The organism is Patiriisocius sp. 208BN25-11 (genome assembly GCF_058147145.1).
This window is the reverse complement of the sequence record NZ_JBYVJY010000015.1, coordinates 55,969-79,010: the sequence shown is the minus strand read 5'-3', so window position 1 is coordinate 79,010 and position 23,042 is coordinate 55,969. Positions and strand designations below refer to the sequence as shown.

Below are 23,042 nucleotides of genomic sequence, written 5' to 3'. Positions count from 1 at the left end.
TTTTGGAGAGCGTTTGTTCGATAGAATAGTAATAGCAGGCATTACAGGATTATGATAAATTACGGACAATCAAAAAATTTTATAATTATGAATGACAAATGGGAATTTTACAAAGACAAAAGTGATGAGTGGAGATGGAGAAGAACAGCTCCAAATGGCGAAATAGTAGGCGCATCAACTGAAGGTTATGTCAATAAATCTGATTGTATCGAAAATGCAAGACGCAATGGTTATTCTGGATAATAATAGTATTTAAAAATGAGCCCTTACGGATATCCGTAAGGGTTTGGTTTTTAATAAGATTAGGTTTGAAGTGTTGAATTTTAAAACTAATAATTATGAATGTACTCGTATGTAATTCGATAAATCAAAAAAGTGTGATACAGTTTTACTATGATGATGAAATAAGAATAGTTGAGCCTCATTGTCACGGCGAAACAACTGCTGGAAATGAGGGATTGAGAGCTTTTCAGATTGGTGGATATAGCAGTTCTGGTAAGATGGGTTGGAAAATGTATGATCTAAGCAAAGCTACTAATATAGAAATGATCAGTAAATTTTCTTTACCAAGACCAGGCTATAAAAGAGGAGATAGAAATATGAGAATTATTTATTGTCAATTATAATCTATGGAATATAAAGTAATACCCTTCGTAGCCTCTATTAATCAAAATGGGGGAAAATCTAATCATGTTGCAGAGCAGCTACAAGAAATAATAAAGAATTATTCTGACCAAGGTTGGTTTTATGTTCGTTTAGAAAGTGTCTCAACTTTTGTGCAGCCAGAATCTGGGTGTTTTGGTCTAGGTGCAAAACCAGGTTTCACGACATCAAAGCAAATGATTGTGTTTAGTAAAGAGATATGAAATACCTTTTACTTTTTATAATTAAGTTGTATTGGAAGTATGTCCCAGAAACCAAAAGAAGGCATTGTTTGTTTAAGGTTTCTTGTTCAAATTATGTTTTTGAAACTACAAGTGAGCAAGGACTTTTAGAAGGACTTAAAGCCTTTTTTTTTCGTACAAGAAATTGCAATTCTAATTATAATATCATTAAGATTGATGATGAAGTTATACTTGTAACAATTGAAAATAAAGTTTTTAAGGAAGTGGAAATAAATGAATCAATAATAAACAGATTATGAAAAGTCTATATTTCGTCAAGGTATTAGCTATTGTTTTAATCATAAATGGCTGTACAACAACAAAAATCCTTAAGTTTTCACAAAAACCTAATGAAATTCTTAAGACAGAAACTTTAAAAGATTTCTTGGCTATAAATAAAAACCCTAAAGTTGTTCTGCGTGTACCTCAAGTTACTAATACTGTTACAGATCCTGATAAAAATGAAGAATACCAATTAAAAAATAAGGATTATCTATATAATGCTATAGAAAATCAGTTGTTATCTAGCGGTTTTATTGTTAGAGATAGACAGTTATTTAATCAGATTGTAAATAACGATGTAAATAATATTGACTATAGTCAATTAAAAGATAAATCTGATACAGATTTAATTATTGAGTTGACTAAATTAGATAGCAACATAATATATGAGACTAATAAATATTTTAACAAAAATAATGAAGAAAAAGTTGAAACTTCTATTGTTAGAAAGCGTTTTGGGGCCTCTGTTGAGTTTAAAATAGTTCTTATACAATCTAATGAGTTAGCTGGGGTATATAAGTTTAATTATACACCTTGTGTAGAAGGATGCATTATATCAAAACCTACTAATAAAAAAAATAGAGAATCAAAATTTTCAAGAAAAATAAAGGGATATGAAGGTGTTGAAAGCTATTTGATGGAGGACTTTATAAAAAGTGCAACAATGCAATTGGTTAAAGAAATGAGAAGATAGAATATATGTCTTACCTTTAACTTCAAAAATTAGCTTGAAATATTTAAAGATATTTTTTATACTCTTCTTTGTAGCCTTCAATTCTGTGGCCCAAACATTAACAGGCAAAGTTGTTGGGATCACAGATGGCGATACATTTAAATTATTAACACAAGACTCAATACTTATAAAAGTACGATTGGCTAATATAGATTGTCCAGAAAAAAAGCAACCTTTTTCAAAAAAAGCAAAAGAGTTTGTCTCCAAGGCTATCTTCAATAAAACAGTTAACATAGAAGTTTTAAAAAAAGATAGATACAGGCGTTCTATTGCTATGGTGTACTATAATGATTCTTTAACTTTAAATTACGAGTTGGTAAAAAAAGGTCTAGCTTGGCATTATATCAAGTATTCAAAAGATAGCCTCTTGCAAGCAATTGAAGATGAAGCTAGAATAGAAAAATTGGGGTTGTGGAGTGATGAAAAGGCTATTGCGCCATGGGAGTGGCGCGCTCATAAGAAAAAGAAAAATAAATAGTGAAGCCCTTCAAACTTATCTTTTTTATAATTGGCATAGCTTTCACATTTCAAGTGAATGCTCAAACTGTTTGCATAACAAAAACAGGAGAGAAATACCATACAAGTAACTGTAGGTATTTAAAATACTCTAAAATTGAAATTGATTTAACAGAGGCAAAAAGTGTAGGATACGATCCTTGTTCTGTATGCGATCCTGTCACAACAGTTTCAAGTGGAAATGCAATTAAAACTCCAAAGGAAAGAACCAAGAGCAAACCTGTAAAAAGCACTTCATCAAAACAATGCAGTGGTAAAACAAAATCTGGCAGACGTTGTAAAAGAAGAACTAAAAACACTAATGGAAGATGCTATCAGCATTGAAAACTCACTCCACAACCCCTTTCACCTCAATAATAGTAACTTCTGGAGATGCGTTGCTGCCTATATAAATGGTTTCTCTATAAGAACCTTTGCGTGTGGGTACAAACGTATATTCTAAAGAAGACATATCTCCAGTGTTCAGTAACTTTTTAGCCATGTTTACTGTAATACAAGTGCAGGTCGTACTTAAGTTATCAATTGTTAATGCTTCTCTTCCAGTATTAAAGATATTAAGTGTTCCTTTTTTTGTTTCCCCTACCGTAATAGATTTAAAATGAATGGCTTCTTTCTCAAGGTGTAAATTTGGTCCAGTGGCTGGTGGAGGGTTTGTTATTTCTTCTGCCGTTAGGGTGCTTGTCACTCCAAGGGTGTCTTGCGCATAGCTGCATAGCATAAATAGCATGCAGGCCATAAAGGTGTATGTTGTTTTCAAAGGTCTATTAGGTGTTAGTTGATCCTATAAAGCTACTAACGACCTAGGTAAAAACCTAAGAATGTAATAGGCTTCTCACAAAATACTGTATTCAAATAGTATGATAAAGGGGTTTCTTACAGAGCTGCAAGAATTCTTGGATAAAAGAAACAAAAAACCCGCAAACAAAAGCTTGCGGGTTGTCTTTGTTGTCCCACTAGGACTCGAACCTAGAATGACGGTACCAAAAACCGGAGTGTTACCATTACACCATGGGACAATACCAAGTTTAGAGACCTTCGTCTTCTAAAACAACATATTGCTGCGTTAGAGGATGCAAATTTAATACAAAATGTAAACCCTACAAATAAAAATGTAAAAAAATAATTGCTGTAATATTCTGTGTGTGAAATAAGTCTTTAAGGTACTACGTTATGGAGTTTAATGTAGTGGGAGTATTCCCAAAAAACGAGAAATAGTAGTACATTCGCAGTACCTAAAAAGGAATATATATATGGGGTCTTTTACATTTAAAAAATGGAACATCATCTTAGGTTGGTTTGTCTTTGCAGTGGCATTAATTACCTATTGGAGTACAGTAGAACCAACAGCAAGTTTTTGGGATGCTGGAGAGTATATTACCACAGCGAGTAATTTAGAAGTAGGGCATCCGCCTGGAGCTCCATTATACCAGTTAATGGGAGCGTTCTTTTCTATTTTTGCTATGGAGGCTACTAACATTGCCCTTACCATTAATTTAATGTCTGTTTTTGCAAGTGCCTTCACTATATTATTTATGTTTTGGTCCGTTACTATTTTGCTTTCAAACCTTGTAGCAGCCAACGATACACTCAACAAAAGCAACCAGATGGCAATTCTAGGAAGTGCTGCAGTAGCATCCTTGGCCTTCACATTTACAGATAGTTTTTGGTTTAGTGCTGTAGAAGCAGAGGTATACGCTATGGCTGCCTTTATCATGTCGGTTTTATTTTACGCCGGTCTGCGGTGGGAACGAGAAATGTTCGAACCACGCGGAGATAAATGGGTGGTGTTAATTGCCTTTGTAGTAGGGCTCTCTTTTGGAGTTCACTTCATGGGGCTTTTAACGATTCCAGCAATTGGTTTCTTGTACTTCTTTAAAAACTATAAGAAAGTAACCGTTAAAAATTTCCTGATCGCCAATGTAGTTACCGTGGCTATTTTGTTGTTTATTTTCAAGTTATTATTACCTATGACCCTGCGCTTTTTTAGTGCTTCGGAAATTTTCTTCGTCAATACCATGAACATGCCATTTAACTCTGGTACCATCATCGCAGGTCTTATCTTCTTAGCAGTGTTCTATTTCGGACTGCGCTACACAAGAACAAAGAGTTATGTAAAGCTAAATACCCTGTTACTATGTGTGCTTTTTATTTTTATTGGGTTCTCTAGTTGGTTAATGCTACCAATACGTGCCAATGCAGGAACGGTAATTAATGAAAATAACCCTAACAATGCACGTGAATTGTTAGCCTATTATAATCGTGAACAGTACCCAGAAACACACCTGTTTTATGGGCCGCAATTTACGGAGGCGTATGTTGGATTAGATGATGATAATCCATTCTTAGACGACAAACCTAAGTATGAAAAAGACCTCAAGACAAAAAAATACGTAATTGTAAATGACGTAAAAAATGCCAAGCAAAATTTTGATGATGATCAAAAAGGGTTCTTTCCAAGGATGTGGAGTATGGAACATAATGCCAATTATATGGAGATTATGGGACCTGTTGATTTTGAGGTGACACCAGAAAATTTTAGAGATAAACAGTTACTTGTTGATGAAGTTGCTAGTTTTAGAGAAGCCTATGAAAAAGGACTTGTAGACGCCGAAGAGTACGATAAATTCCTGAAAAACTTTGGCGATTTACTTGTGGTTGAAAAGCCAAGCTTTTTTACGAACATGCGCTTTATGTTTGAGTACCAGTTTGGATACATGTACTGGCGTTATTTTATGTGGAATTTTGCAGGACGTCAAGATGATGTACAAGGACGTTATGACAAATTACACGGAAACTGGATTAGCGGAATTCCATTTGTAGACTCCATGCTCATTGGACCACAAAAAAACCTACCTACAGATGCGCTAGAAAACAAAGCTAGAAACACCTATTATTTCCTTCCATTATTGATTGGGTTATTAGGAATACTCTTCCTAGCCAAATACGATAAGAAAACATTTTGGGTGCTCTTGGTGTTTTTCCTATTTACAGGATTGGCCTTAAAAGTATATTTAAATGAGCGTCCGTTCGAGCCTAGAGAACGTGATTATGCCTTGGTAGGAAGTTTCTATGTATTTGCCATCTGGATTGGATATGGAGTGTATGCCTTATATGAAATTCTAAAAGAATACATCAAGCCCAAAATGGCATTGCCAGTGGTGATGACACTCACGATGTTAGGAGCTCCTGTATTGTTAGCGTCTCAAAATTGGGATGATCATGACAGATCAAACAGATACACTGCACAATCTATGGCACGAATGTATCTAGACAGTATCGAAGAGAATGGAATTATTTTTACCATTGGTGATAACGACACCTTTGCCCTGTGGTACTTGCAAAACATTGAGGGCTACAGACGTGACGTGCGTGTTATTAATACGGCTTTGTTTGCCACAGATTGGTACATAGACGACATGAAGAAAAAGGCATTCGATAGTGATCCAATACCTTCTCAACTTACACACGATAAGTACAAATGGGGTTCTAGAGATTATGTTATCTATGGTGAAATACAAGAAGATACCATAAGCATTAAAACTTGGATGGATTGGGTTGCCTCAGACGATCCAAGAACCATGTATCAAATCCCTAGTAGCGGACAGGTAGTCAACACTTTCCCAACCAAGAGTTTTAGGATTCCTGTAAACAAAGAAGTGGTGCTTAAAAATGGAGTGGTAGCGCAGAAAGATGCAGACAAAATAGTACCTTATATTGACGTTTCCCTTGAGGGTGAAGTGATATATAAAAACAGGCTTTTAATGCTAGATATTATTGCAAACAATAACTGGGAGCGACCTATCTATTTTAGTGGCGGTAGCTTTGGAGACGACGATTATTTATGGATGAAAGATTATTTGCAAATGGATGGAGTGGTCTACAAGTTAGTGCCTATAAAAACACCATTAGACAAAGATAATCCATATGATATGGGTCGTATTGACGCCGATAAATCCTATGAGATTGTCAAAAAATGGGATTGGGGTAATAGTGGTGATCCAGATATTTATCACGATGTAGAAACAAGAAGAAATGGGTTGACTTATAGAAGTAATTTGGCACGTTTGGCTGAAACATTAATTAATGAGAACAAGTTAGATAAAGCCAAAGATATCTTAGATTTAGCGATGGAGAAAATGCCTGTAGATAAGTTTGAATTCTACTCTTTATTAGAACCTTATGTAATTGGGTATTATAAAGTAAATGAGCCAGAAACAGCACGCGAGATTTACGAGCAATTGGCAAAAATTTACCAAGAAAATCTTATCTATTTTAGTGGTTTTAAAACCAAAGAACAAATAGACATGCGTACCGAAATCTACACAAGCATGGAGCGTTACAGAGCCCTTGTAAATGTATTGTTGGAAGAAGATGATAAGGAGTATGCCGAGAAAGAAGTTGTTACGTTTAATGGCTATATTAAATTGTTCCCGTATTTGTACTCCCCAGAGGAAGGCATCAATCTTGACAACATTCCAAATGAAGAAGAAAACAAAAACATTTCTTTAGATTCTGCTTTCTTAGATCTGCTCAAGCAGGCAAATGAATAAGGTTTGTTTTTCTGAAATTTTAATAAATGATACAAACGCCCAAATTCGTAATGCGGTTATTCCCGAAACGAGTTTGGGCGTTTCCTGATACTACAAATACTGTATATCTAACCTTTGATGACGGCCCCATTCCAGAAGTCACACCCTGGGTGCTTCAACAATTAGAAGAACATCAAGCCGCTGCAACGTTTTTTTGTATTGGTGATAATATCAAAAAACATCCAGAAGTATTTCAACAAATCTTAGCAGCTAAGCATGCTCTAGGGAATCATACCCAACACCATCTTAATGGTTGGAAAACAAGTTTTGAAAACTATGTTGAAGACGTTCATTTGTGTCATGAACAATTCACTAATTACCAATCACCAGTCACCAAACTATTCAGACCGCCTTATGGTAAAATGACTTCAAGACAGTCAAAAGCACTTCAAAAACAGGGATACAACATTGTGATGTGGAGTCTTTTAAGCAAAGACTACGATACAAATATTTCCGAAGAAAGATGCCTTCAAAATGTCATTAAAAATATAAAACCAGGAAGTGTTGTTGTATTTCACGATAGCCTAAAAGCAGAAAAGAACCTAAGATATGTCTTACCAAAAGTCTTGGCGCACTGTAAGCAAAAAGGGTGGGAGTGTGGTGCAATTTAAAATTTAGCACTCAAAACTTAAAATTTCTAAACGTATTCTTGAACCAAGCCTATCAAAGTATTGGCATCTTGCTCACCGCTTTGGCGCCATTTCATTTCACCTTGCTTGTAAATCATAAGCGTTGGGAGGCCTTTTACGCGAAGTGCTTCTGCCAATTCGTTGTTTTTTTCAACATCAATTTTTATAACACGTGCCTTGTCGCCAAGTGCTGCTGCTACATCTCTAAGCACAGGATGCATGAGTTTGCAAGCTTCGTCCCACTCGGTATAAAAGTCGAGTAGTACGGGGATGTTGGTTTCAATAAGTTCTCCAAATTTTGACATGAGGTTTCTCGTTTTGGGATCGATTGTATTACAAATATAACATTTATACCGTAATTACAAGCACTACGCGGTTTTGGCCTTCTTTTTAAGAGTTATGACCGTTACTTCTGGCCAAATACCAACACGCCCAGGATATCCTAAATATCCAAAACCACGATTTACATTTATATAGCGGCCAAATTCTTCATAAATTCCAGCCCAATTTTGATAGCGGTATTTCACAGGACTCCATCTAAACCAGCCCGGTATCTCAATGCCAAACTGCATACCATGTGTGTGACCACTTAGTGTTAATTGAATGTTTTTTGGGTGTGTCTTTACTTGCGATTGCCAATGCGATGGATCATGACTCATTAAAATGGTAAAATCCTGAGCTGAGACATTAGTACAGGCTTTTTCTAGATCTCCTGCTTTTTTAAATCCGCCTTCACCCCAATTTTCTACGCCTACCAGTTTGATAGCTTGTCCGTTACGTTCAAAAGTTCGGCTTTCGTTGAGTAATAAATCCCAACCCATTTCTTTTTGAATATTTTTAAGTGCTTGCAAGTTGTTTGCTTTTTCTTCTTTAGAACCCCATTGTACGTAATCTCCATAATCGTGATTTCCTAATACAGAGTAGACTCCATCTTTGGCACGAAGTGTTGCAAAGGTGTCTTTCCAACGGGTCATTTCATCAGCTACATTGTTGACCAAATCTCCCGTAAAAAGGATGAGATCACTTTGTTGTTGGTTTACTAAATCAACAGCGTATTTTACTTTCTCAGCATTGTCAAAGCTACCGCTATGAACATCACTAATTTGGGTTAGCGTGTAGCCGTCAAATGCGTCAGGGAGATCTTCAAATTCTAGCGCATATTGTAATACTTTATAGTTGTATTTTCCTTTCACCATTCCATACAAAAGACTTGCAAATGGAATAGCTGCAATCCCTAGCGCAATGGTACTAACAAATTTGCGTCTTGAGGGCATGTAAAATCCTTCATCACCGCCTCCTACTTTTGCAAATAGCCCTACAAAAAGACGAACAATGTCTTCGCCAAACATGGCAATGACTGCAATGAGTTTTGGTACAAACAATGCCAAGAAAAACCCAAAAATATACATCATTTTAGGATTGGTTCGCGCCTGTCCAGATGCTAGTGCGTAAATAAAAAGACCAATAAGCACCAAAGAGCTTAGCCAATAAAAACCATTTAATAATTGACTTTTACTCACTGTTTTAACAGCCTGAAAAGCATAAATATCAATAAGAAGGTATAGAATAATAGGAATAATCCAACGTAGCATAGGGTGTGTTTTCTGAAATGTTAAAGATACCTACAATTTTTTTGCGCTATTGTGAAGAAGGTCTTAAAATTGTATCTTTTCATTCTTAAAAAACCTCCATGAAAAAAGATGCTTTTGCACTTCTCCTATTGCTGCTTTTAGCAAGTTGTGCTCAAAGAGAAACGGTTACACAAGCAAATAATTCAAATCCCTTAGTAAACTATGTAAATACCTTTATTGGTACAGGAGGTCATGGACATACCTATCCAGGAGCAACCCAGCCTTTTGGAATGATACAATTAAGTCCAGACACACGTCTCGATGGCTGGGATGGCTGTAGTGGCTATCATTATAGCGACGATTATATTTATGGTTTTAGTCACACCCACTTAAGCGGTACAGGAGTAAGTGATTATGGAGATATTTTACTCATGCCGACCAACGAAATTAACTTTAACAATGGTGCCGATGGGAAAAAAGGCTATGGCTCAAAATTCTCTCATGACAAAGAAGAAGCTGCTCCGGGCTACTATAAAGTACATTTAGACGATACTAATATTGATGTTGAGTTAACAGTGACTAAAAGAGCAGGCATGCACAAGTATGAATTTCCTACTGCAGATAACCAAGTGGTTATTTTAGATCTCGTACATCGTGATAAAGTACTTGATGCGAACATTGAGATTGTTTCGGATACCGAAATAAGCGGATATAGGCACTCTGAAGCATGGGCAACTGACCAACGTTTGTTTTTTAGCATCAAGACGTCGCATCCTTTTAAAGAACTATTACAATCTCCTCCAAAACAAGGAATGCCTGGAGGGAGAAGAGATGCCATGCAGTTTATAAATCCAAACAACGAACCCGTCTACATTTCAATTGGTATATCGGCAGTAGATGTAGCGGGAGCTAAAAAAAATAGGGAGGCCGAAATAGGGAAAAAAACCTTTGATGATCTAAGAAAAGAAGCAAGCTTAACGTGGGAGCATCAACTTCAAAAAATTGTGGTAGAAGATCCTAATCAAGACAATCTTACCAACTTTTACTCTGCCATGTACCATACCATGATTGCACCAAATTTGTATCAGGATGTCGATGGAAGATACCGAGGCATGGATCTAGAAATTCATGAAACCAAAGATTTTGACTATTATACGGTATTCTCTTTATGGGATACCTATAGAGCTGCGCATCCTCTTTATACGATCATAGAACAGGAGCGCACCAACGATTTTATACATACTTTTTTAGCAAAATACGACGAAGGTGGCATCATGCCTATCTGGGATTTAAGTGCCAACTATACTGGTTGTATGATTGGCTATCATGCGGTGCCCGTAATAGCCGATGCCTACCTTAAAGGAATTTCAAACTACGATGCAGACAAAGCGCTTAAGGCTATGATGCACAGTGCAACCCAAGACAAACTGGGATTAGAATCATACAAAAAAGTTGGATTTATTCCTGTAGAAATGGAAAGTGAAAGTGTTTCCAAAACCTTAGAGTATGCCTACGATGATTGGACCATTGCACAAATGGCAAAAAAAATGGGTAAGGATGCTGTCTACAAACAATACAGTGAGCGCGGACAGTATTACAAGAACATGTACAATCCTAGCACTGGGTTTATGCAAGGACGTTTTAACAACACTTGGTTTGGTCCGTTTGATCCCTATGAAGTAAACTTTAACTACACCGAAGCCAATGCTTGGCAATACAGTTTGTATGCGCCACAAGACATTACAGGGCTCATGAAATTGATGGGTGGTAAAGAAAAATTAGCCCAGCATTTAGATGATTTATTCAATGCCAAAGAAGAGACTTCTGGAAGAGATCAAGCAGATATTACGGGACTTATCGGGCAGTATGTGCATGGTAACGAACCCAGCCACCACATGGCGTATTTATACAATTTTGTAAACGAACCGGCCAATACCCAGCGCATTGTTCGAAAAGTTTTAACTGAGTTGTATCACAATGCTCCAGATGGTGTAAGCGGTAACGAAGATTGTGGACAAATGAGTGCTTGGTATGTATTTAGCTCACTAGGGTTTTATCCAGTAACTCCTGGAAGCAATCAATACATTATTGGATCTCCTTTATTTGAAAAAGCGACCATCAATCTAGAAAATGGCAAACAATTTACGGTGCAAGCTAAGGGTGTTTCTGCTGAAAATTTCTATATCAAAGCTGCTTTCTTAAATGGAAAGGCTTTGGACAGAACGTTTTTAAACCATTCGGAAATTTTATCGGGTGGAAGTTTGGTTTTTGAAATGACTAATAGTCCAAGCGATTGGGGGACTAAAGACAGCCAAATACCAGCTACCGAAATTAAAGAACATCAAATACTACTAACTCCTTTTATTGCTTCGGGGGATGTTGCTTTTAAGAACAATACCACTATTGCATTAGATGTTGCCGATAGTGATGCAACGGTATATTACAGTCTTGATGATGGCGCATTTACTAAATACGAGACACCACTTAACATTTCCGAAGCGGTACTCATAAAAACCTATGCCGAAAAAGAAAACAAAAAGAGCGGGGTGTTAAGTACACAATTGTTTAAAATAGATCCCAACATGAGTGTTGCTTTAGGAGCTCAATATGCTAATGAGTACAGTGCTAGCGGACAAGATGCCTTGATAGATGGAATTAAAGGAGCACGCGATTTTAGAACGGGGGCTTGGCAAGGATATTCAGATCGTGATTTGGATGCGGTAGTGTCCTTAGGGAGTGAAAAAGAGATTCGAGAGGTGAAGGTAAACTTTTTACAAGACCAACGCAGTTGGATATTTTACCCTACCGAGGTGGAGGCTTGGTTGTCTACAGATGGTAAAAAGTACCAATCTATTGGAATGCAAAAAATAGATGCAGCCAAACCGAGTGAAGAGATTTTAATAAAAACAATTTCTTTTAAAACAAATAAAAAAGCAACTCATATTAAAGTGAAAGCCAAGAATCTTGGTCCCGTTCCCGATTGGCATTTAGGGCATCCTTATAATGGAAAAGCTTGGGTTTTTGTAGACGAAATAGAGATAGAATAAGTAATAAGCAACCGTATGAAACGTAGAGATTTTATTCAAAAAGCAGCTGTTGGAAGCATTGGAGTGAGCATTGGAGCTACTGCTATAAGCTGTGACGACACAAAAAATGAAGCTGAAAAATTGGCTGTATCTACGCATGTTCAACCCAGTCCTATTGCTATTTGTACCTGGGGTTTTGAAGCTGCCAATGCTATAGCAGGCGCAGCGTTAAAAGCTGGAAAACCTGCATTAGATGCCGTAATTGAAGGGGTTGCTGTAGAAGAAAATGATATTTTAAATACTACAGTTGGTAATGGTGGAGCGCCAGATAGAGAAGGCAATGTAACCTTAGATGCCTGTGTCATGAATCCTGAAGGAGATTGTGGGGCTGTGTTGTATGTTAAAAATGTGAAGAATGTTGCTGCATTGGCTCGCAAAGTAATGGAGGAAACACCACATGTAATTTTAGCAGGTGAAGGAGCAGAGGCTTTTGCTTTTGCCAATGGTTTTGCTAAAGAAAATTTGTTGACACCTCAAAGTAAAGAGGCTTGGCAAGAATGGCTAAAAACGAGTCAGTATAAGCCTATAATTAATATAGAAAATCACGATACGATAGGTATGCTTGCATTAGATGCTGCTGGAGATATTGCAGGTGCTTGTACTACTTCTGGGCTATCATATAAGATGAAAGGTCGTGTGGGAGATTCGCCTATTATTGGGAGTGGTTTGTTTTTAGATAATGAAATTGGTGGGGCTGTAGCTACAGGCATGGGAGAAGAAGTCATTAAAACAGTAGGTAGTTTTTTAATTGTAGAACTCATGCGTCTTGGAATGTCACCACAAGAAGCCTGTGAGGAAGCCATTTTGAGAATTGTAAAGAAAAATAAAAAGTACAAAGACTTTCAAGTTGGCTATATCGCTATAAATAAGTCTGGAGAAACGGGAGCCTATTGTATTCATGAAGGATTTCGAATGATGAAATATCAAGAAGATCGCAATGAAAACATACTTGTCGATTTTTATAACAAAGCCTAATATTTAGTTTAATACCAACTATGGAGACCAAAAAAAATTACACGTCAGCTTTTATTATTGTTACTATTCTTTTCTTTTTATGGGGTTTTATAACCGTATTAGTGGATAGTTTAATACCAAGATTAAAAGATGTTTTTGAACTATCGAATTTTCAAGCAGTGCTAGTGCAATTTGCTTTTTTTGGAGCCTTTTTTGTTTTCTCTGTGCCTGCGGGTTGGTTACTTTCAAAAATTGGGTACCAAAAAGGAATTGTGCTAGGTCTTGCAGTGATGGCTATTGGTTGTGTGTTGTTTTCTCCAGCTGCTTCAGAGCGAATTTTTGGGGTGTTTATTGTTGGTTATTTTACCCTAGCTGCTGGCATTACCATCTTACAAGTAGCAGCTAATCCTTATGTTGCAGTTTTGGGAAGTGAAGATGGCGCCTCCAGTAGGTTGAATTTATCCCAAGCATTTAATTCTCTTGGGACAGCAATTGCACCAATTATTGGAGCTTCTTTTTTATTAAGCGATACTATTATGTCTAGTGATGCTATTGCTGCCTTAACGGAGACAGAACAACAAGAATACTATATTGGAGAGGCTGCTGCAGTGTCTTCACCTTTTTTAATACTGGCGGGTTGCATTGCTATTTTAGCGATCTTATTTGTATTTATAAAACTACCTAAGATTTTACAAGAAAGCCCAAAAGGGGGATATAGTAAGCTATTTAAGAATAAATACGTCATGATGGGCGTTGCTGGAATTTTTGTGTATGTAGGAGCTGAGGTTGCTATTGGCAGCTTTTTGGTCTTGTATTTTATGGATATGAATTTAGCAGGTGTGATTACAGAAAGCAGCATGATGAACTCTTTTGCCTCAAATATTTTAGGACAAGATCTTACTGAGGTAGATCCAAAAGGAATTGTAGGCGCGTTTGTCTTTTTGTATTGGAGTGGTGCTATGATAGGACGTTTTGTTGGAGCCTATTTAACGCGTATTATGAAACCTGGAAAAGTGTTGGCTATTTTTGCTTCACTTGCAATCACGATGTTGCTTATTTCTATTAGCAGCTCTGGCTTGATAGCTATGTGGTCTATTTTAGCAGTTGGTTTGTTTAATTCAATCATGTTTCCAACCATCTTTACCTTAACCATTGAAGGACAGGGCGATTTAAAGCCGCAGGCTTCAGGGTTACTCTGTACTGCAATTGTGGGGGGTGCTATTATTCCTCCTTTGTATGGTTTGTTAGCAGATAGCATAGGGTATAAGACAGCCTTTTTCTTAGTAATTACATGTTATGCCTACATTCTTTACTTTGGATATGTAAAATCTAAGAACGTCAGTTCTCTAAGTTCTTAGGGGAAAAACACTTGCGAATAATCTTACAAAGCGGCATCGTTTTTTTATCTAATTTTGTTCAACATAAGTAGGTTGATACCAAAACGGTATTAATCAAATTTGGGGCGAAAAGTCATCACACCTGTGGTGGCTTTTCCATTTCAGGGGATTTTTAAGTATAAATAGCTAGAATCAACTAAAGTTTTGATGCTCTAAATATCTTGTCAAAACTTCTTCTTAGAAGAGATTTGCTACTTTGTTATAGTGAATTTCATTAAAGTTAGAAACCACTTTGTTTGCATTGCTATAATCTTGATCTGTAGAGTGCTTACTGTCATAGCCAACTACAAATATTCCGGCATCATTGGCAGCTTTAATTCCATTACTAGAATCCTCAATGACCATACAGTTTGCTCTAGGTTGTCCAGCAGCTTCTGCAGCTTTAATAAAAATCTCTGGATGTGGTTTACTTTCTTTTAAATCTGCACCACTTAATTTTCCGACAAAATATTGATCTAAGTCAAAACGCTCGAAGATACGATTGATGTTTGGCATAGAGGCAGAAGAAGCCAATACCAAAGTAAGACCATTGTTGAAATAATCTTTAATGAGTTCTAAAACGCCATCTAATAATTGTAGCGAGCTATCGTTTTCGAACAAATATTTAAAATGTTTTCTTTTTAAGGCGACCAGTGTTTCGGGTGCTTCGGAAATATTAAAATAATCGACTAGTTGCTTGCAAATATTTAGGGTAGATTGCCCAGTAAAACCTGTGTACATGGCTTCGCTAACTGGAATATTCATGTCGTTGAACATTAGGAAATAGGCTTTACGGTGTAACGGTTCTGTGTCTACAATCACACCGTCCATATCAAAAAGTACTGCTTTTAACATAACATTTCAGAAGTAAAAAAATTAACAAAGCAAAGGTATCTTTTTAAAAAACAAAAAGCAGCAAATCAACAAGATTTAGAGTACCAGATTATTATTTAAGATAAGATCATTAACATTCTTGCTATATATCACATACCATTTTCCATTAGCTGGAAATCTATGTGCTGAAATCTCAAAATTATTGTGGATATTTGTAGCAAGAAAGTATCTCGTTTCTTTGGAGGTACTCGCCTAAAAACTACAGACATGGCAAAAGAAATTAAAAATTTAAAGGACTTACAAAACACAGAGTATTCATTACGCAAACTATTTGATGAAGCTGAAGATTTTTTACCCCTCTTAGGTACAGATTATGTAGAACTGTATGTGGGAAATGCAAAGCAATCTGCGCATTTTTATAAAACTGCATTTGGATTTCAAAGTGAAGCGTATGCAGGTCTTGAAACAGGGCGTAAAGACAGTGTGTCGTATGTGTTAAGACAAGATAAAATTAAATTGGTGCTTACCACACCACTTACAAAAGATGGTCCTATTAATGATCATATTAACCTGCACGGTGATGCAGCTAAGGTAATTGCACTTTGGGTAGATGATGCCACTAAATCTTTTGAAGAAACTACCAAAAGAGGTGCTAAACCTTTTATGGAACCCACCCGAGAAGAAGATGAACATGGGTATGTTATCAAATCTGGGATCTATACCTATGGTGAAACGGTTCATATGTTCATTGAGCGTAAAAATTACAACGGCATCTTTTTACCAGGATTTACAAAATGGGAGTCTCATTACAACCCAGCTCCAGTAGGTTTGAAATTTATTGACCATATTGTTGGAAATGTAGGATGGGGAGAAATGAACAAATGGTGTGAGTTTTATGCCAAAACCATGGGCTTTGCACAAATTATCTCTTTTGCAGATGACGATATCTCTACCGATTTTACGGCCTTAATGAGTAAGGTAATGAGCAATGGTAATGGACGAATAAAATTTCCTATTAATGAACCAGCCGAAGGAAAAAAGAAATCGCAAATTGAAGAATATTTAGACTTTTATAATGGGCCAGGAGTACAACATTTAGCGCTCGCTACAGACGATATTGTAGCTACTGTCTCTGCCATGCGTGATCGTGGGGTAGAGTTTTTGTATGTGCCTGATACCTATTATGATGATGTGTTAGAACGCGTAGGTGAAATTGATGAGGATATCGAAGTACTTAAAAAACACGGAATATTAATAGACCGTGATGAAGAAGGGTACTTGTTACAATTATTTACAAATAATGTATTAGATAGACCTACCATGTTTATTGAAATTATCCAGCGAAAAGGAGCTCAATCTTTTGGGGTTGGTAATTTTAAGGCATTGTTTGAAGCTATTGAAAGGCAGCAAGCAAAAAGGGGAACTTTGTAAATACCCCTTTAAAGCAAACCATAACGAGCCGTTCTTCAGGGAGCGGCTTTTTTTTATCTGTTAGAGTAATCACGAAACTTAGGGACGAGAACTACTTCTTGTTGATGTTTAAAATAGGTTTCGACTGCGCTCAACCAGACAATTGTTATATTTTTAAAGTTTTATATAGCATTAAATTTCAGAAAAAAATAAAATTAGGTCATAAGACACTGTATCTTTAAGCTTCAAAAAAATGACATATGATTTTAGACGCCATAAAAAACCGCAGATCTGTTTTTCCTGCCCAATATAATGACACCCCCATTACAAAAGAAGAAATCGGAACCATTTTAGAAGCCGCCAATTGGGCACCTACTCATAAAAAGACAGAGCCTTGGCGTTTTAAAGTGTTGCACGGTGCCTCTCAAGCAAAATTGGGTTTGTTTTTAGCAGAAACGTTTAAGAAATCAACGGCAGTATTTTCAGAATTCAAATACAATAAACTCAAAGAGAATCCCAAAAAGGCAGGCGCTATTATCGCTATTTGCTTGCAACGTGATGCCAAAGAGAGAGTACCTGAATGGGAAGAAGTTGCAGCGACAGCCATGGCGGTTCAAAATATGTGGTTGGCAGCGCATGAGCTAAATATAGGCGCCTATTGGAGTAGCCCAGGGTTAATTCAATATATGGATCAATTCTTTAACCTAGCCGAAAATGAATTGTGTATGGGTTTCTTCTATCTAGGCAAATACGATGGAGCACTCCCAGAAGGAGTTCGTAATAGTTCTATTAAAGAAAAGACGGTTTGGATGTAAGTTAGCTTATAGCTTATAGCTTGTAGTAGGTGGGGCGTGCTTCGCACTTGCAGTATGTAGTGAGAAGTTTATTCGTTTAAGAGTTTAAAGGGCTCATTTACAACCTGTCCATATTCCATGCTCCATACTCTTTTTTAAATTTTCTTAATGCCTAAAAAAGTTTATGAGTTTATGAGTTTAGGTGTTTATGAGTTGAGGAGTTTTTAGTTTTACCTACCGCCTACCGCCTACCGCCTACCGCCTACCGCCCTAAAACAACAAATCTCGATACTCAATCACTTTGTAAATAAACAAACCAAGGTAAATCATTGTTGCCATAAACTTTACAAAAGTAGAGGCTAAGAAGCCTATAAAAGAACCAAAGGCAGCCTTCATGGCTACATCACTTTTGGTGTTATTAAATGCTACCTCTCCAATAAAAGCACCAGCAAAAGGCCCAATTAAAATACCAAATGGGATAGGGGCAATAATACCTACCACCAGGCCTATCATGGTGCCGTAAATACCTGCTTTACTACCACCATATTTTTTGGTTCCAATAGCCGGAATGACATAGTCTAGAATGTATAAGACAATTGCAATGACCCCTGTGATAATAATAAAGGTCCAATCAAATTCAAGTTTGGGTGAGAGGTATAGGGCCACAAGTCCCATCCAACTTACAGGTACGCCCGGAAGTACGGGTAAAAAACTACCTACAATACCTACAAGCATAAGTATGAGGCCTAAAACAACAAATAATAATTCCATGGTTGGTGTTAAAAATCAAACATAAGACTCCATTATTCAATAAATGTTACAGTTTTTAACTAAAAAATTAGTTTAACTAAATATTTAGTTGTAAAATTGTAAACAGAAAAGATTCTAAAACGTATCATTTATGAAACAACTTACCAAAGCAGAAGAAGAGATTATGCAAATTCTTTGGCAGTTAGAAGAAGCCAATGTAGCAACTATTGTTGCGCAATTTCCAGATCCACAACCTGCAAATAATACGGTATCTACTATTGTGCGTATTTTAGAAAGTAAAGAGGTGGTAGGCTATCGAAAAGAAGGTCGCGGGCATATTTATTTTCCTAAAATAACCAAAGAGGCGTATAGCAATCAATCGATTAATAAACTCGTAGATGGATATTTTCAAGGGAGTTTTAAAAGTATGGTGTCTTTCTTTATGAAAAAAAATGACATTTCTATCAAAGAAATGGAGGCCATTATGAATGAAATTAATAAAAAATAAGCGCTATGATACATTATATTTTACAGCTGCTAACGTTTCAATTATTGTTTTTAGTGGTTTACGATGTATTCTTGAAAAAGGAAACTTTTTTTCAATACAACAGATTGTATTTACTATGTACAAGCATGCTTTCTATAGGCTTACCTTTTTTAAAAATTGGAGCCCTAAGACAAGCTATTCCGCAACAGTATTTGGTAGAATTACCTGCAGTTGTTTTGGGAGATACTAGTGCTTCGGAAATTTTAACGGATACTTCAATGCTTCCTGCGACCGAGTTTTTTAGCATGGCATTTTTTCTGGAGAGCTTTCAGATTATTTGGTGGATAGGCGTTGGAATAAACACTTTTTTATTGTGTCAAAAACTAATAAACATATACAGATTAAGAAAAACAGGACGCGCTACCACAATAGAAGGTGTTCCTTTAGTAATATTACCAAAAACCGATGTGGCCTTTTCTTTTTTTAACACTATGTATGTTGGAGAGGAACTTTCCGAAGTACAAAAAAGTACCATTGTATTACATGAGCAGGTTCATATCAAGGAGCGACACACACTAGACTTGCTCTTTTTTGAACTTTTTAAAATTGTATGCTGGTTTAATCCGCTGGTCTACGTATATCAAAAAAGAATGGAAGTATTGCACGAATATATTGCCGATCAAAATGTGGCTGCAAAAACACAAAATACTTCCTATTATCAAACCCTTTTATCGCAGGTGTTTCAAACAGAATCAATTTCATTCATCAATACATTTTTCAATCATTCATTAATCAAAAAACGAATTATTATGTTACAAAAATCAAAATCAAATCGCATCTCTCAATTAAAATATTTGGTCTTAGTGCCTTTAGTGTTTAGCATGTTGGTGTATACCTCTTGTTCTAATGATGCAGATCAAGCTGCTAGTGAAACAGCCAATTTAAGTAGAGATACTGAAGTTATGGAAAAAATAGTTGAGCTAAGTGAGGCTATTATGAAAAAAGGAAATATTTCAGAAGAAGAAATGAAAGCATTAAAGTTTCTGGCTATTGAAACCAAACCAGGAGATAAGATATATACTTCTATTCAAGAATATCTAGATGATCCCAATAGTGTATACAATGATTATGAGGTCCAAAAAAAAGAAGGTGTTTCTTTTTCGTTAGTAGATCGTGTGCCTATATATCCTGGGTGCAATTCTATGACAGGAAACAAAGAAATTGCTAAGTGTATGCAAGTAGCTATGAACAAGCACATTTCAGAGAATTTTAATGTAAAAATAGCAGAAGATAAAGGCCTTGAAGGGACGCTTAAAATATATGTAAAATTTAAAATCAATAAATTGGGAGACATTGAAGATGTGGTTGCAAGAGCCCCACTTCCAGAACTTGAACAGGAAGCAATTCGTGTCATTAATAGCTTACCCAAAATGACTCCTGGAGAACATGAAAACAAGCCTGTAAGCGTTTTATATAGTCAACCTATAGCATTTAAAATTAGTGAGTAGATTTTTTTATTACATAGCAGTTTTTTTCCCCTTTATATGTTTCGGGCAAACCAATATGCAAATAGGCGATAGCTTGTATATCTTGCAAGACTACAAAAAAGCAGCTTCTTTCTATGAAAAAGACATTAGTGTAAAAGGGCAATTAAAATTAGCAAAAACATACAAAGCGCTTGGGGATATTCCTCGTGCGCTTTCTTTATATAAAACGGTAGTTACAAAAGATCCAAATCAAACCATTGCGGCCTATCAGTATGCAAATTTACTTGCAGAAACGAAGCAATATAAAAAAGCAGATAGTTTATACGCAGCACTATATCTCGCAAATACAAATCAACTGAATTATTTATACCAACGAGGTGTACTTAAAGAAAAACAGGGAGATTTAGCTGCTTTTGAAACGTATGCTATTATTTTAAGAAAAGATAGTTTGTATAGCAACGCTAACTATAAAATGGGGCGATATCTAGTACAGAAAAGACAATTTGATGAAGCAAAAAAGTACTTAGATAATGGACTGCTAGTAAACAAGAATAGCAAACGGTTTTTGGTATTAAAAGGCTTATATCACTATTATAAAAAGGAAGATTATAAAGCTGTTGCAGTGTTTGAAAAACTACTCGAGTTAGGACATACAAATGAGCAAATTCATGAAACACTTGCCAATAGTTATATGAGAATACTAGCTTTTAATAAAGCTATTGAGCAATATGCTATCCTTCTCACAGCCTATAATGATAAAAATCCTGCATGGCATGTAAACATAGCAAGAGCGTTTCATGCTATTGGGAATCATGAGACGGCAATTGGGCACATTAACACGGCCATTGCCTTACAAGACATTTCTCTAGAGTCGGAGTATATATTATTATCACGTATATACAAGAAACAAAAAGACTATAAAAAAGTGTTTGAGATGGTAGTTCTAGCGGTAAAAGAAAACCCAGAAAGCGAGCTTTTAAGATATCAACAAGCCATAGCTGCCGATACTTATTTTAAAGATACAGAAAGCATTATTCGATATTATCAAGTGTACTTAGATAGATTTCCTAAAGGGCGATATAGTGAACTGGCAAGCCAGCGATTGCGAGATCTTAAAACCAAGCAACACATGGAGGGTAAAGAATAAATACCTAAAAAAGCTACAAAAGTTGTATTTTTCGTCTTTGGAAGCTAAATTCCGTGATTATGAAAAATGTATGCTATGTATTTTTACTGTTAAGTATGGCTTCCTGCCAGTACTTTGAAACAGATAAGATTTCATCAGATACCTTTTATGAAGAAGAATTAAAAACGATCTCTTGGCAAGATGTTGATCAATTTCCCACCTTTACTTCTTGTGAGGAAATTTCAGAAAAAGAAGCGAGTAAAAGGTGTTTCGAAACGACCTTACTTTCAAAAATACAAGCTGGTTTTAGCTCAAAACACTTTGTGAGTACTCGTGCTATTTCAGATACCTTATGGGTTGGAATTGAGGTTTCAGATCAAGGGAATATTGCTTTAAAGGACATTGAAATGGATAGCATTACGAGACTAACATTTCCGAAGCTATCTACATGGATACAACAAAGCATCGATAGCATTCCTGCCATGGCACCCGCGCACAAAAGAGGCGTTCCTGTTAGGGTGTCATTACAGTTACCCGTAGTCTTAAAAACAGAGTGATTACTCGCAAGGTTTATTTGTAAATATTTAAATTACCAAAGACCAAAGACCAAAGACCAAAGACCAAAGACCAAAGACCACAAACTACAACCCTAGTTTATACCCCACAGAGAAATCTACAGGGAACTCGCCATTGTTGTCTTGGGTAATGGCTACAATGTCATTGTAACTTACAATAATATAACCAGGACCGACTTTAAAATCGGCTCCCAAACCAAAGGCAAGGGGTGCGTCAAGACCATTGCTGCTTGTTTCTTCGATGCGTGCTGGAGCAGTATCTGTTGCTGGAACCAAAACTTCTGAAGAATTGTAATTGTAGGTGGCAACTTTAGTATTTACATAGACATCAACCATTTCTTTTTTGATGAACTTAAATCTGTAGTTCAAAGAAAACTGTGTAGCATTTACTTTTTGGTCATCACTTTCAAAGGTCTGGCTAAGTCTAAAAACAATACCGTGTCTTTTTAGTTTGGCAGCATCAATAAGCTCAAATTCTAGTCCTATTTTAGGTTGTATGGCATTATTGGGGTTTTCGAAATAGACATTATTGGTGAGGCCCGCAAAGAGTCCGAGACGGGTTTTTAATTTTACTTTTGGGGTTTCCTGATAATTGGCATCTTTACTGGTGTTGTAGGCATCATAATAATCACGTAAAGAGCCAAGGGTAAGTTTTACCTTGCTTGCATCTACCCCTGTTTGATTTTCTAGCACCGCTTTGTATTCTTCTTGATAGTCACCATTTACTTTGGTATTGACTAATTCTTCTATGGTAGCTCCATTTTTTGAAAAGAAGCGGTATTGGCCGTCAATAGTATTCCACAATAGCGTGATGGTACCTTCAGCTTCTTTGTTGAGGGTGTAGGTAGTTCCGTCTATAGTGTACTGTTCTTGAGCAGAACTAAAAGTGATACATAGCAATAAAACAGCTAATAGGAGACGTTGTAGGGTTTTCATAAAAAAGGGATTTGGAAATTTAA

General features: G+C 36.3%; 24 protein-coding genes and 1 tRNA gene. 18 read left to right on the top strand and 7 right to left on the bottom strand.

The window, feature by feature from the left end:
- Positions 1-87 precede the first annotated feature (87 nt).
- The 7 genes from ACY2RS_RS14295 (at position 88) to ACY2RS_RS14265 (ending at position 2,739) form a co-directional block, all read left to right on the top strand.
- Positions 88-243, top strand: a complete 156-nt coding sequence (locus ACY2RS_RS14295) for a YegP family protein (RefSeq protein WP_490099347.1) — start codon at positions 88-90, stop codon at positions 241-243.
- Between the two features lie 95 nt (positions 244-338).
- A complete protein-coding gene (locus ACY2RS_RS14290; protein ID WP_490099346.1) occupies positions 339-626 on the top strand; it encodes a hypothetical protein in 288 nt (95 codons plus the stop codon).
- A 3-nt stretch (positions 627-629) separates the two neighbouring features.
- On the top strand, positions 630-866 hold the full coding sequence (locus ACY2RS_RS14285) for a DUF4177 domain-containing protein (protein ID WP_490099345.1): 237 nt from the start codon (positions 630-632) through the stop codon (positions 864-866).
- A complete protein-coding gene (yidD, locus tag ACY2RS_RS14280) occupies positions 863-1,144 on the top strand; it encodes a membrane protein insertion efficiency factor YidD (RefSeq protein ID WP_490099344.1) in 282 nt (93 codons plus the stop codon). Before ACY2RS_RS14285 ends, yidD begins: the two co-directional genes overlap by 4 nt.
- Positions 1,141-1,860, top strand: coding sequence for a hypothetical protein (locus tag ACY2RS_RS14275; protein ID WP_490099343.1), 720 nt, complete (start codon positions 1,141-1,143; stop codon positions 1,858-1,860). Before yidD ends, ACY2RS_RS14275 begins: the two co-directional genes overlap by 4 nt.
- A gap of 85 nt (positions 1,861-1,945) precedes the next feature.
- Positions 1,946-2,377, top strand: coding sequence for a thermonuclease family protein (locus ACY2RS_RS14270; protein WP_490099342.1), 432 nt, complete (start codon positions 1,946-1,948; stop codon positions 2,375-2,377).
- Entirely contained in the window at positions 2,377-2,739 is a 363-nt protein-coding gene (locus ACY2RS_RS14265) for a hypothetical protein (protein WP_490099341.1), read from the top strand. Before ACY2RS_RS14270 ends, ACY2RS_RS14265 begins: the two co-directional genes overlap by 1 nt.
- A gap of 4 nt (positions 2,740-2,743) precedes the next feature.
- Here ACY2RS_RS14265 and ACY2RS_RS14260 read toward each other — a convergent pair whose 3' ends face one another.
- Together ACY2RS_RS14260 and ACY2RS_RS14255 are read right to left on the bottom strand one after the other, a co-directional pair.
- On the bottom strand, positions 2,744-3,172 hold the full coding sequence (locus ACY2RS_RS14260) for a DUF1573 domain-containing protein (RefSeq protein WP_490099340.1): 429 nt from the start codon (positions 3,170-3,172) through the stop codon (positions 2,744-2,746).
- 188 nt (positions 3,173-3,360) lie between these two features.
- Positions 3,361-3,431, bottom strand: a tRNA-Gln gene (locus tag ACY2RS_RS14255).
- Between the two features lie 234 nt (positions 3,432-3,665).
- Between ACY2RS_RS14255 and ACY2RS_RS14250 the strand changes: the two genes are divergently transcribed.
- Both ACY2RS_RS14250 and ACY2RS_RS14245 read left to right on the top strand, forming a co-directional pair.
- Complete coding sequence (locus ACY2RS_RS14250) at positions 3,666-6,965, top strand: glycosyltransferase family 117 protein (RefSeq protein WP_490099339.1); 3,300 nt, start codon at positions 3,666-3,668, stop codon at positions 6,963-6,965.
- 26 nt (positions 6,966-6,991) lie between these two features.
- Positions 6,992-7,615 carry a polysaccharide deacetylase family protein gene (locus ACY2RS_RS14245; RefSeq protein WP_490099338.1) on the top strand — a complete coding sequence of 208 codons (624 nt, stop codon included), beginning with the start codon at positions 6,992-6,994 and terminating at the stop codon, positions 7,613-7,615.
- A 26-nt stretch (positions 7,616-7,641) separates the two neighbouring features.
- Here ACY2RS_RS14245 and ACY2RS_RS14240 read toward each other — a convergent pair whose 3' ends face one another.
- Positions 7,642-7,938, bottom strand: coding sequence for a thioredoxin family protein (locus tag ACY2RS_RS14240; RefSeq protein WP_490099337.1), 297 nt, complete (start codon positions 7,936-7,938; stop codon positions 7,642-7,644).
- Between the two features lie 63 nt (positions 7,939-8,001).
- Positions 8,002-9,225, bottom strand: coding sequence for a metallophosphoesterase (locus ACY2RS_RS14235; RefSeq protein ID WP_490099336.1), 1,224 nt, complete (start codon positions 9,223-9,225; stop codon positions 8,002-8,004).
- A gap of 98 nt (positions 9,226-9,323) precedes the next feature.
- On the opposite strand from ACY2RS_RS14235, the gene ACY2RS_RS14230 reads away from it, so the two are divergent.
- Genes ACY2RS_RS14230 through ACY2RS_RS14220 form a run of 3 tightly spaced genes read left to right on the top strand, consistent with a single transcriptional unit; the run spans position 9,324 to position 14,602 of the window.
- Entirely contained in the window at positions 9,324-12,251 is a 2,928-nt protein-coding gene (locus ACY2RS_RS14230) for a GH92 family glycosyl hydrolase (protein WP_490099335.1), read from the top strand.
- Positions 12,252-12,266: 15 nt separating this feature from the next.
- Positions 12,267-13,265, top strand: coding sequence for an isoaspartyl peptidase/L-asparaginase family protein (locus ACY2RS_RS14225; RefSeq protein ID WP_490099334.1), 999 nt, complete (start codon positions 12,267-12,269; stop codon positions 13,263-13,265).
- A gap of 20 nt (positions 13,266-13,285) precedes the next feature.
- Positions 13,286-14,602 carry a sugar MFS transporter gene (locus ACY2RS_RS14220; RefSeq protein WP_490099333.1) on the top strand — a complete coding sequence of 439 codons (1,317 nt, stop codon included), beginning with the start codon at positions 13,286-13,288 and terminating at the stop codon, positions 14,600-14,602.
- A gap of 216 nt (positions 14,603-14,818) precedes the next feature.
- Here ACY2RS_RS14220 and ACY2RS_RS14215 read toward each other — a convergent pair whose 3' ends face one another.
- Entirely contained in the window at positions 14,819-15,475 is a 657-nt protein-coding gene (locus ACY2RS_RS14215; RefSeq protein ID WP_490099332.1) for an HAD family hydrolase, read from the bottom strand.
- 246 nt (positions 15,476-15,721) lie between these two features.
- Between ACY2RS_RS14215 and hppD the strand changes: the two genes are divergently transcribed.
- On the top strand, positions 15,722-16,885 hold the full coding sequence (gene hppD / locus ACY2RS_RS14210; RefSeq protein WP_490099331.1) for a 4-hydroxyphenylpyruvate dioxygenase: 1,164 nt from the start codon (positions 15,722-15,724) through the stop codon (positions 16,883-16,885).
- Between the two features lie 239 nt (positions 16,886-17,124).
- Positions 17,125-17,679 carry a nitroreductase family protein gene (locus ACY2RS_RS14205; protein ID WP_490099330.1) on the top strand — a complete coding sequence of 185 codons (555 nt, stop codon included), beginning with the start codon at positions 17,125-17,127 and terminating at the stop codon, positions 17,677-17,679.
- Between the two features lie 249 nt (positions 17,680-17,928).
- Here ACY2RS_RS14205 and ACY2RS_RS14200 read toward each other — a convergent pair whose 3' ends face one another.
- Entirely contained in the window at positions 17,929-18,429 is a 501-nt protein-coding gene (locus ACY2RS_RS14200) for a DUF456 domain-containing protein (RefSeq protein WP_490099329.1), read from the bottom strand.
- Between the two features lie 130 nt (positions 18,430-18,559).
- Here ACY2RS_RS14200 and ACY2RS_RS14195 point away from each other — a divergent pair, with 130 nt between their 5' ends.
- From ACY2RS_RS14195 to ACY2RS_RS14180, 4 genes are read left to right on the top strand one after another with little or no spacing between them, the layout of a single operon-like run.
- Positions 18,560-18,916, top strand: coding sequence for a BlaI/MecI/CopY family transcriptional regulator (locus ACY2RS_RS14195; RefSeq protein WP_490099328.1), 357 nt, complete (start codon positions 18,560-18,562; stop codon positions 18,914-18,916).
- A gap of 5 nt (positions 18,917-18,921) precedes the next feature.
- A complete protein-coding gene (locus ACY2RS_RS14190) occupies positions 18,922-20,403 on the top strand; it encodes a M56 family metallopeptidase (RefSeq protein WP_490099327.1) in 1,482 nt (493 codons plus the stop codon).
- A 55-nt stretch (positions 20,404-20,458) separates the two neighbouring features.
- Positions 20,459-21,529 carry a tetratricopeptide repeat protein gene (locus ACY2RS_RS14185; protein WP_490099326.1) on the top strand — a complete coding sequence of 357 codons (1,071 nt, stop codon included), beginning with the start codon at positions 20,459-20,461 and terminating at the stop codon, positions 21,527-21,529.
- 59 nt (positions 21,530-21,588) lie between these two features.
- The gene (locus ACY2RS_RS14180; RefSeq protein WP_490099325.1) at positions 21,589-22,065 is read left to right on the top strand and encodes a hypothetical protein; all 477 of its coding nucleotides are present in this window, start codon (positions 21,589-21,591) and stop codon (positions 22,063-22,065) included.
- Between the two features lie 84 nt (positions 22,066-22,149).
- On the opposite strand, the gene ACY2RS_RS14175 is transcribed toward ACY2RS_RS14180, so the two are convergent.
- Positions 22,150-23,019, bottom strand: coding sequence for a hypothetical protein (locus ACY2RS_RS14175; protein WP_490099324.1), 870 nt, complete (start codon positions 23,017-23,019; stop codon positions 22,150-22,152).
- Positions 23,020-23,042: the final 23 nt, after the last annotated feature.

Coding starts and splice junctions, on each gene's coding strand:
- ACY2RS_RS14295 (WP_490099347.1), top strand. CDS start 88: ATGAATGACAAATGGGAATTTTACAAAGACAAAAGTGATGAGTGGAGA.
- ACY2RS_RS14290 (WP_490099346.1), top strand. CDS start 339: ATGAATGTACTCGTATGTAATTCGATAAATCAAAAAAGTGTGATACAG.
- ACY2RS_RS14285 (WP_490099345.1), top strand. CDS start 630: ATGGAATATAAAGTAATACCCTTCGTAGCCTCTATTAATCAAAATGGG.
- yidD (WP_490099344.1), top strand. CDS start 863: ATGAAATACCTTTTACTTTTTATAATTAAGTTGTATTGGAAGTATGTC.
- ACY2RS_RS14275 (WP_490099343.1), top strand. CDS start 1,141: ATGAAAAGTCTATATTTCGTCAAGGTATTAGCTATTGTTTTAATCATA.
- ACY2RS_RS14250 (WP_490099339.1), top strand. CDS start 3,666: ATGGGGTCTTTTACATTTAAAAAATGGAACATCATCTTAGGTTGGTTT.
- ACY2RS_RS14245 (WP_490099338.1), top strand. CDS start 6,992: ATGATACAAACGCCCAAATTCGTAATGCGGTTATTCCCGAAACGAGTT.
- ACY2RS_RS14240 (WP_490099337.1), bottom strand. CDS start 7,938: ATGTCAAAATTTGGAGAACTTATTGAAACCAACATCCCCGTACTACTC.
- ACY2RS_RS14235 (WP_490099336.1), bottom strand. CDS start 9,225: ATGCTACGTTGGATTATTCCTATTATTCTATACCTTCTTATTGATATT.
- ACY2RS_RS14230 (WP_490099335.1), top strand. CDS start 9,324: ATGAAAAAAGATGCTTTTGCACTTCTCCTATTGCTGCTTTTAGCAAGT.
- ACY2RS_RS14225 (WP_490099334.1), top strand. CDS start 12,267: ATGAAACGTAGAGATTTTATTCAAAAAGCAGCTGTTGGAAGCATTGGA.
- ACY2RS_RS14220 (WP_490099333.1), top strand. CDS start 13,286: ATGGAGACCAAAAAAAATTACACGTCAGCTTTTATTATTGTTACTATT.
- ACY2RS_RS14215 (WP_490099332.1), bottom strand. CDS start 15,475: ATGTTAAAAGCAGTACTTTTTGATATGGACGGTGTGATTGTAGACACA.
- hppD (WP_490099331.1), top strand. CDS start 15,722: ATGGCAAAAGAAATTAAAAATTTAAAGGACTTACAAAACACAGAGTAT.
- ACY2RS_RS14205 (WP_490099330.1), top strand. CDS start 17,125: ATGATTTTAGACGCCATAAAAAACCGCAGATCTGTTTTTCCTGCCCAA.
- ACY2RS_RS14200 (WP_490099329.1), bottom strand. CDS start 18,429: ATGGAATTATTATTTGTTGTTTTAGGCCTCATACTTATGCTTGTAGGT.
- ACY2RS_RS14195 (WP_490099328.1), top strand. CDS start 18,560: ATGAAACAACTTACCAAAGCAGAAGAAGAGATTATGCAAATTCTTTGG.
- ACY2RS_RS14190 (WP_490099327.1), top strand. CDS start 18,922: ATGATACATTATATTTTACAGCTGCTAACGTTTCAATTATTGTTTTTA.
- ACY2RS_RS14185 (WP_490099326.1), top strand. CDS start 20,459: ATGCAAATAGGCGATAGCTTGTATATCTTGCAAGACTACAAAAAAGCA.
- ACY2RS_RS14180 (WP_490099325.1), top strand. CDS start 21,589: ATGAAAAATGTATGCTATGTATTTTTACTGTTAAGTATGGCTTCCTGC.
- ACY2RS_RS14175 (WP_490099324.1), bottom strand. CDS start 23,019: ATGAAAACCCTACAACGTCTCCTATTAGCTGTTTTATTGCTATGTATC.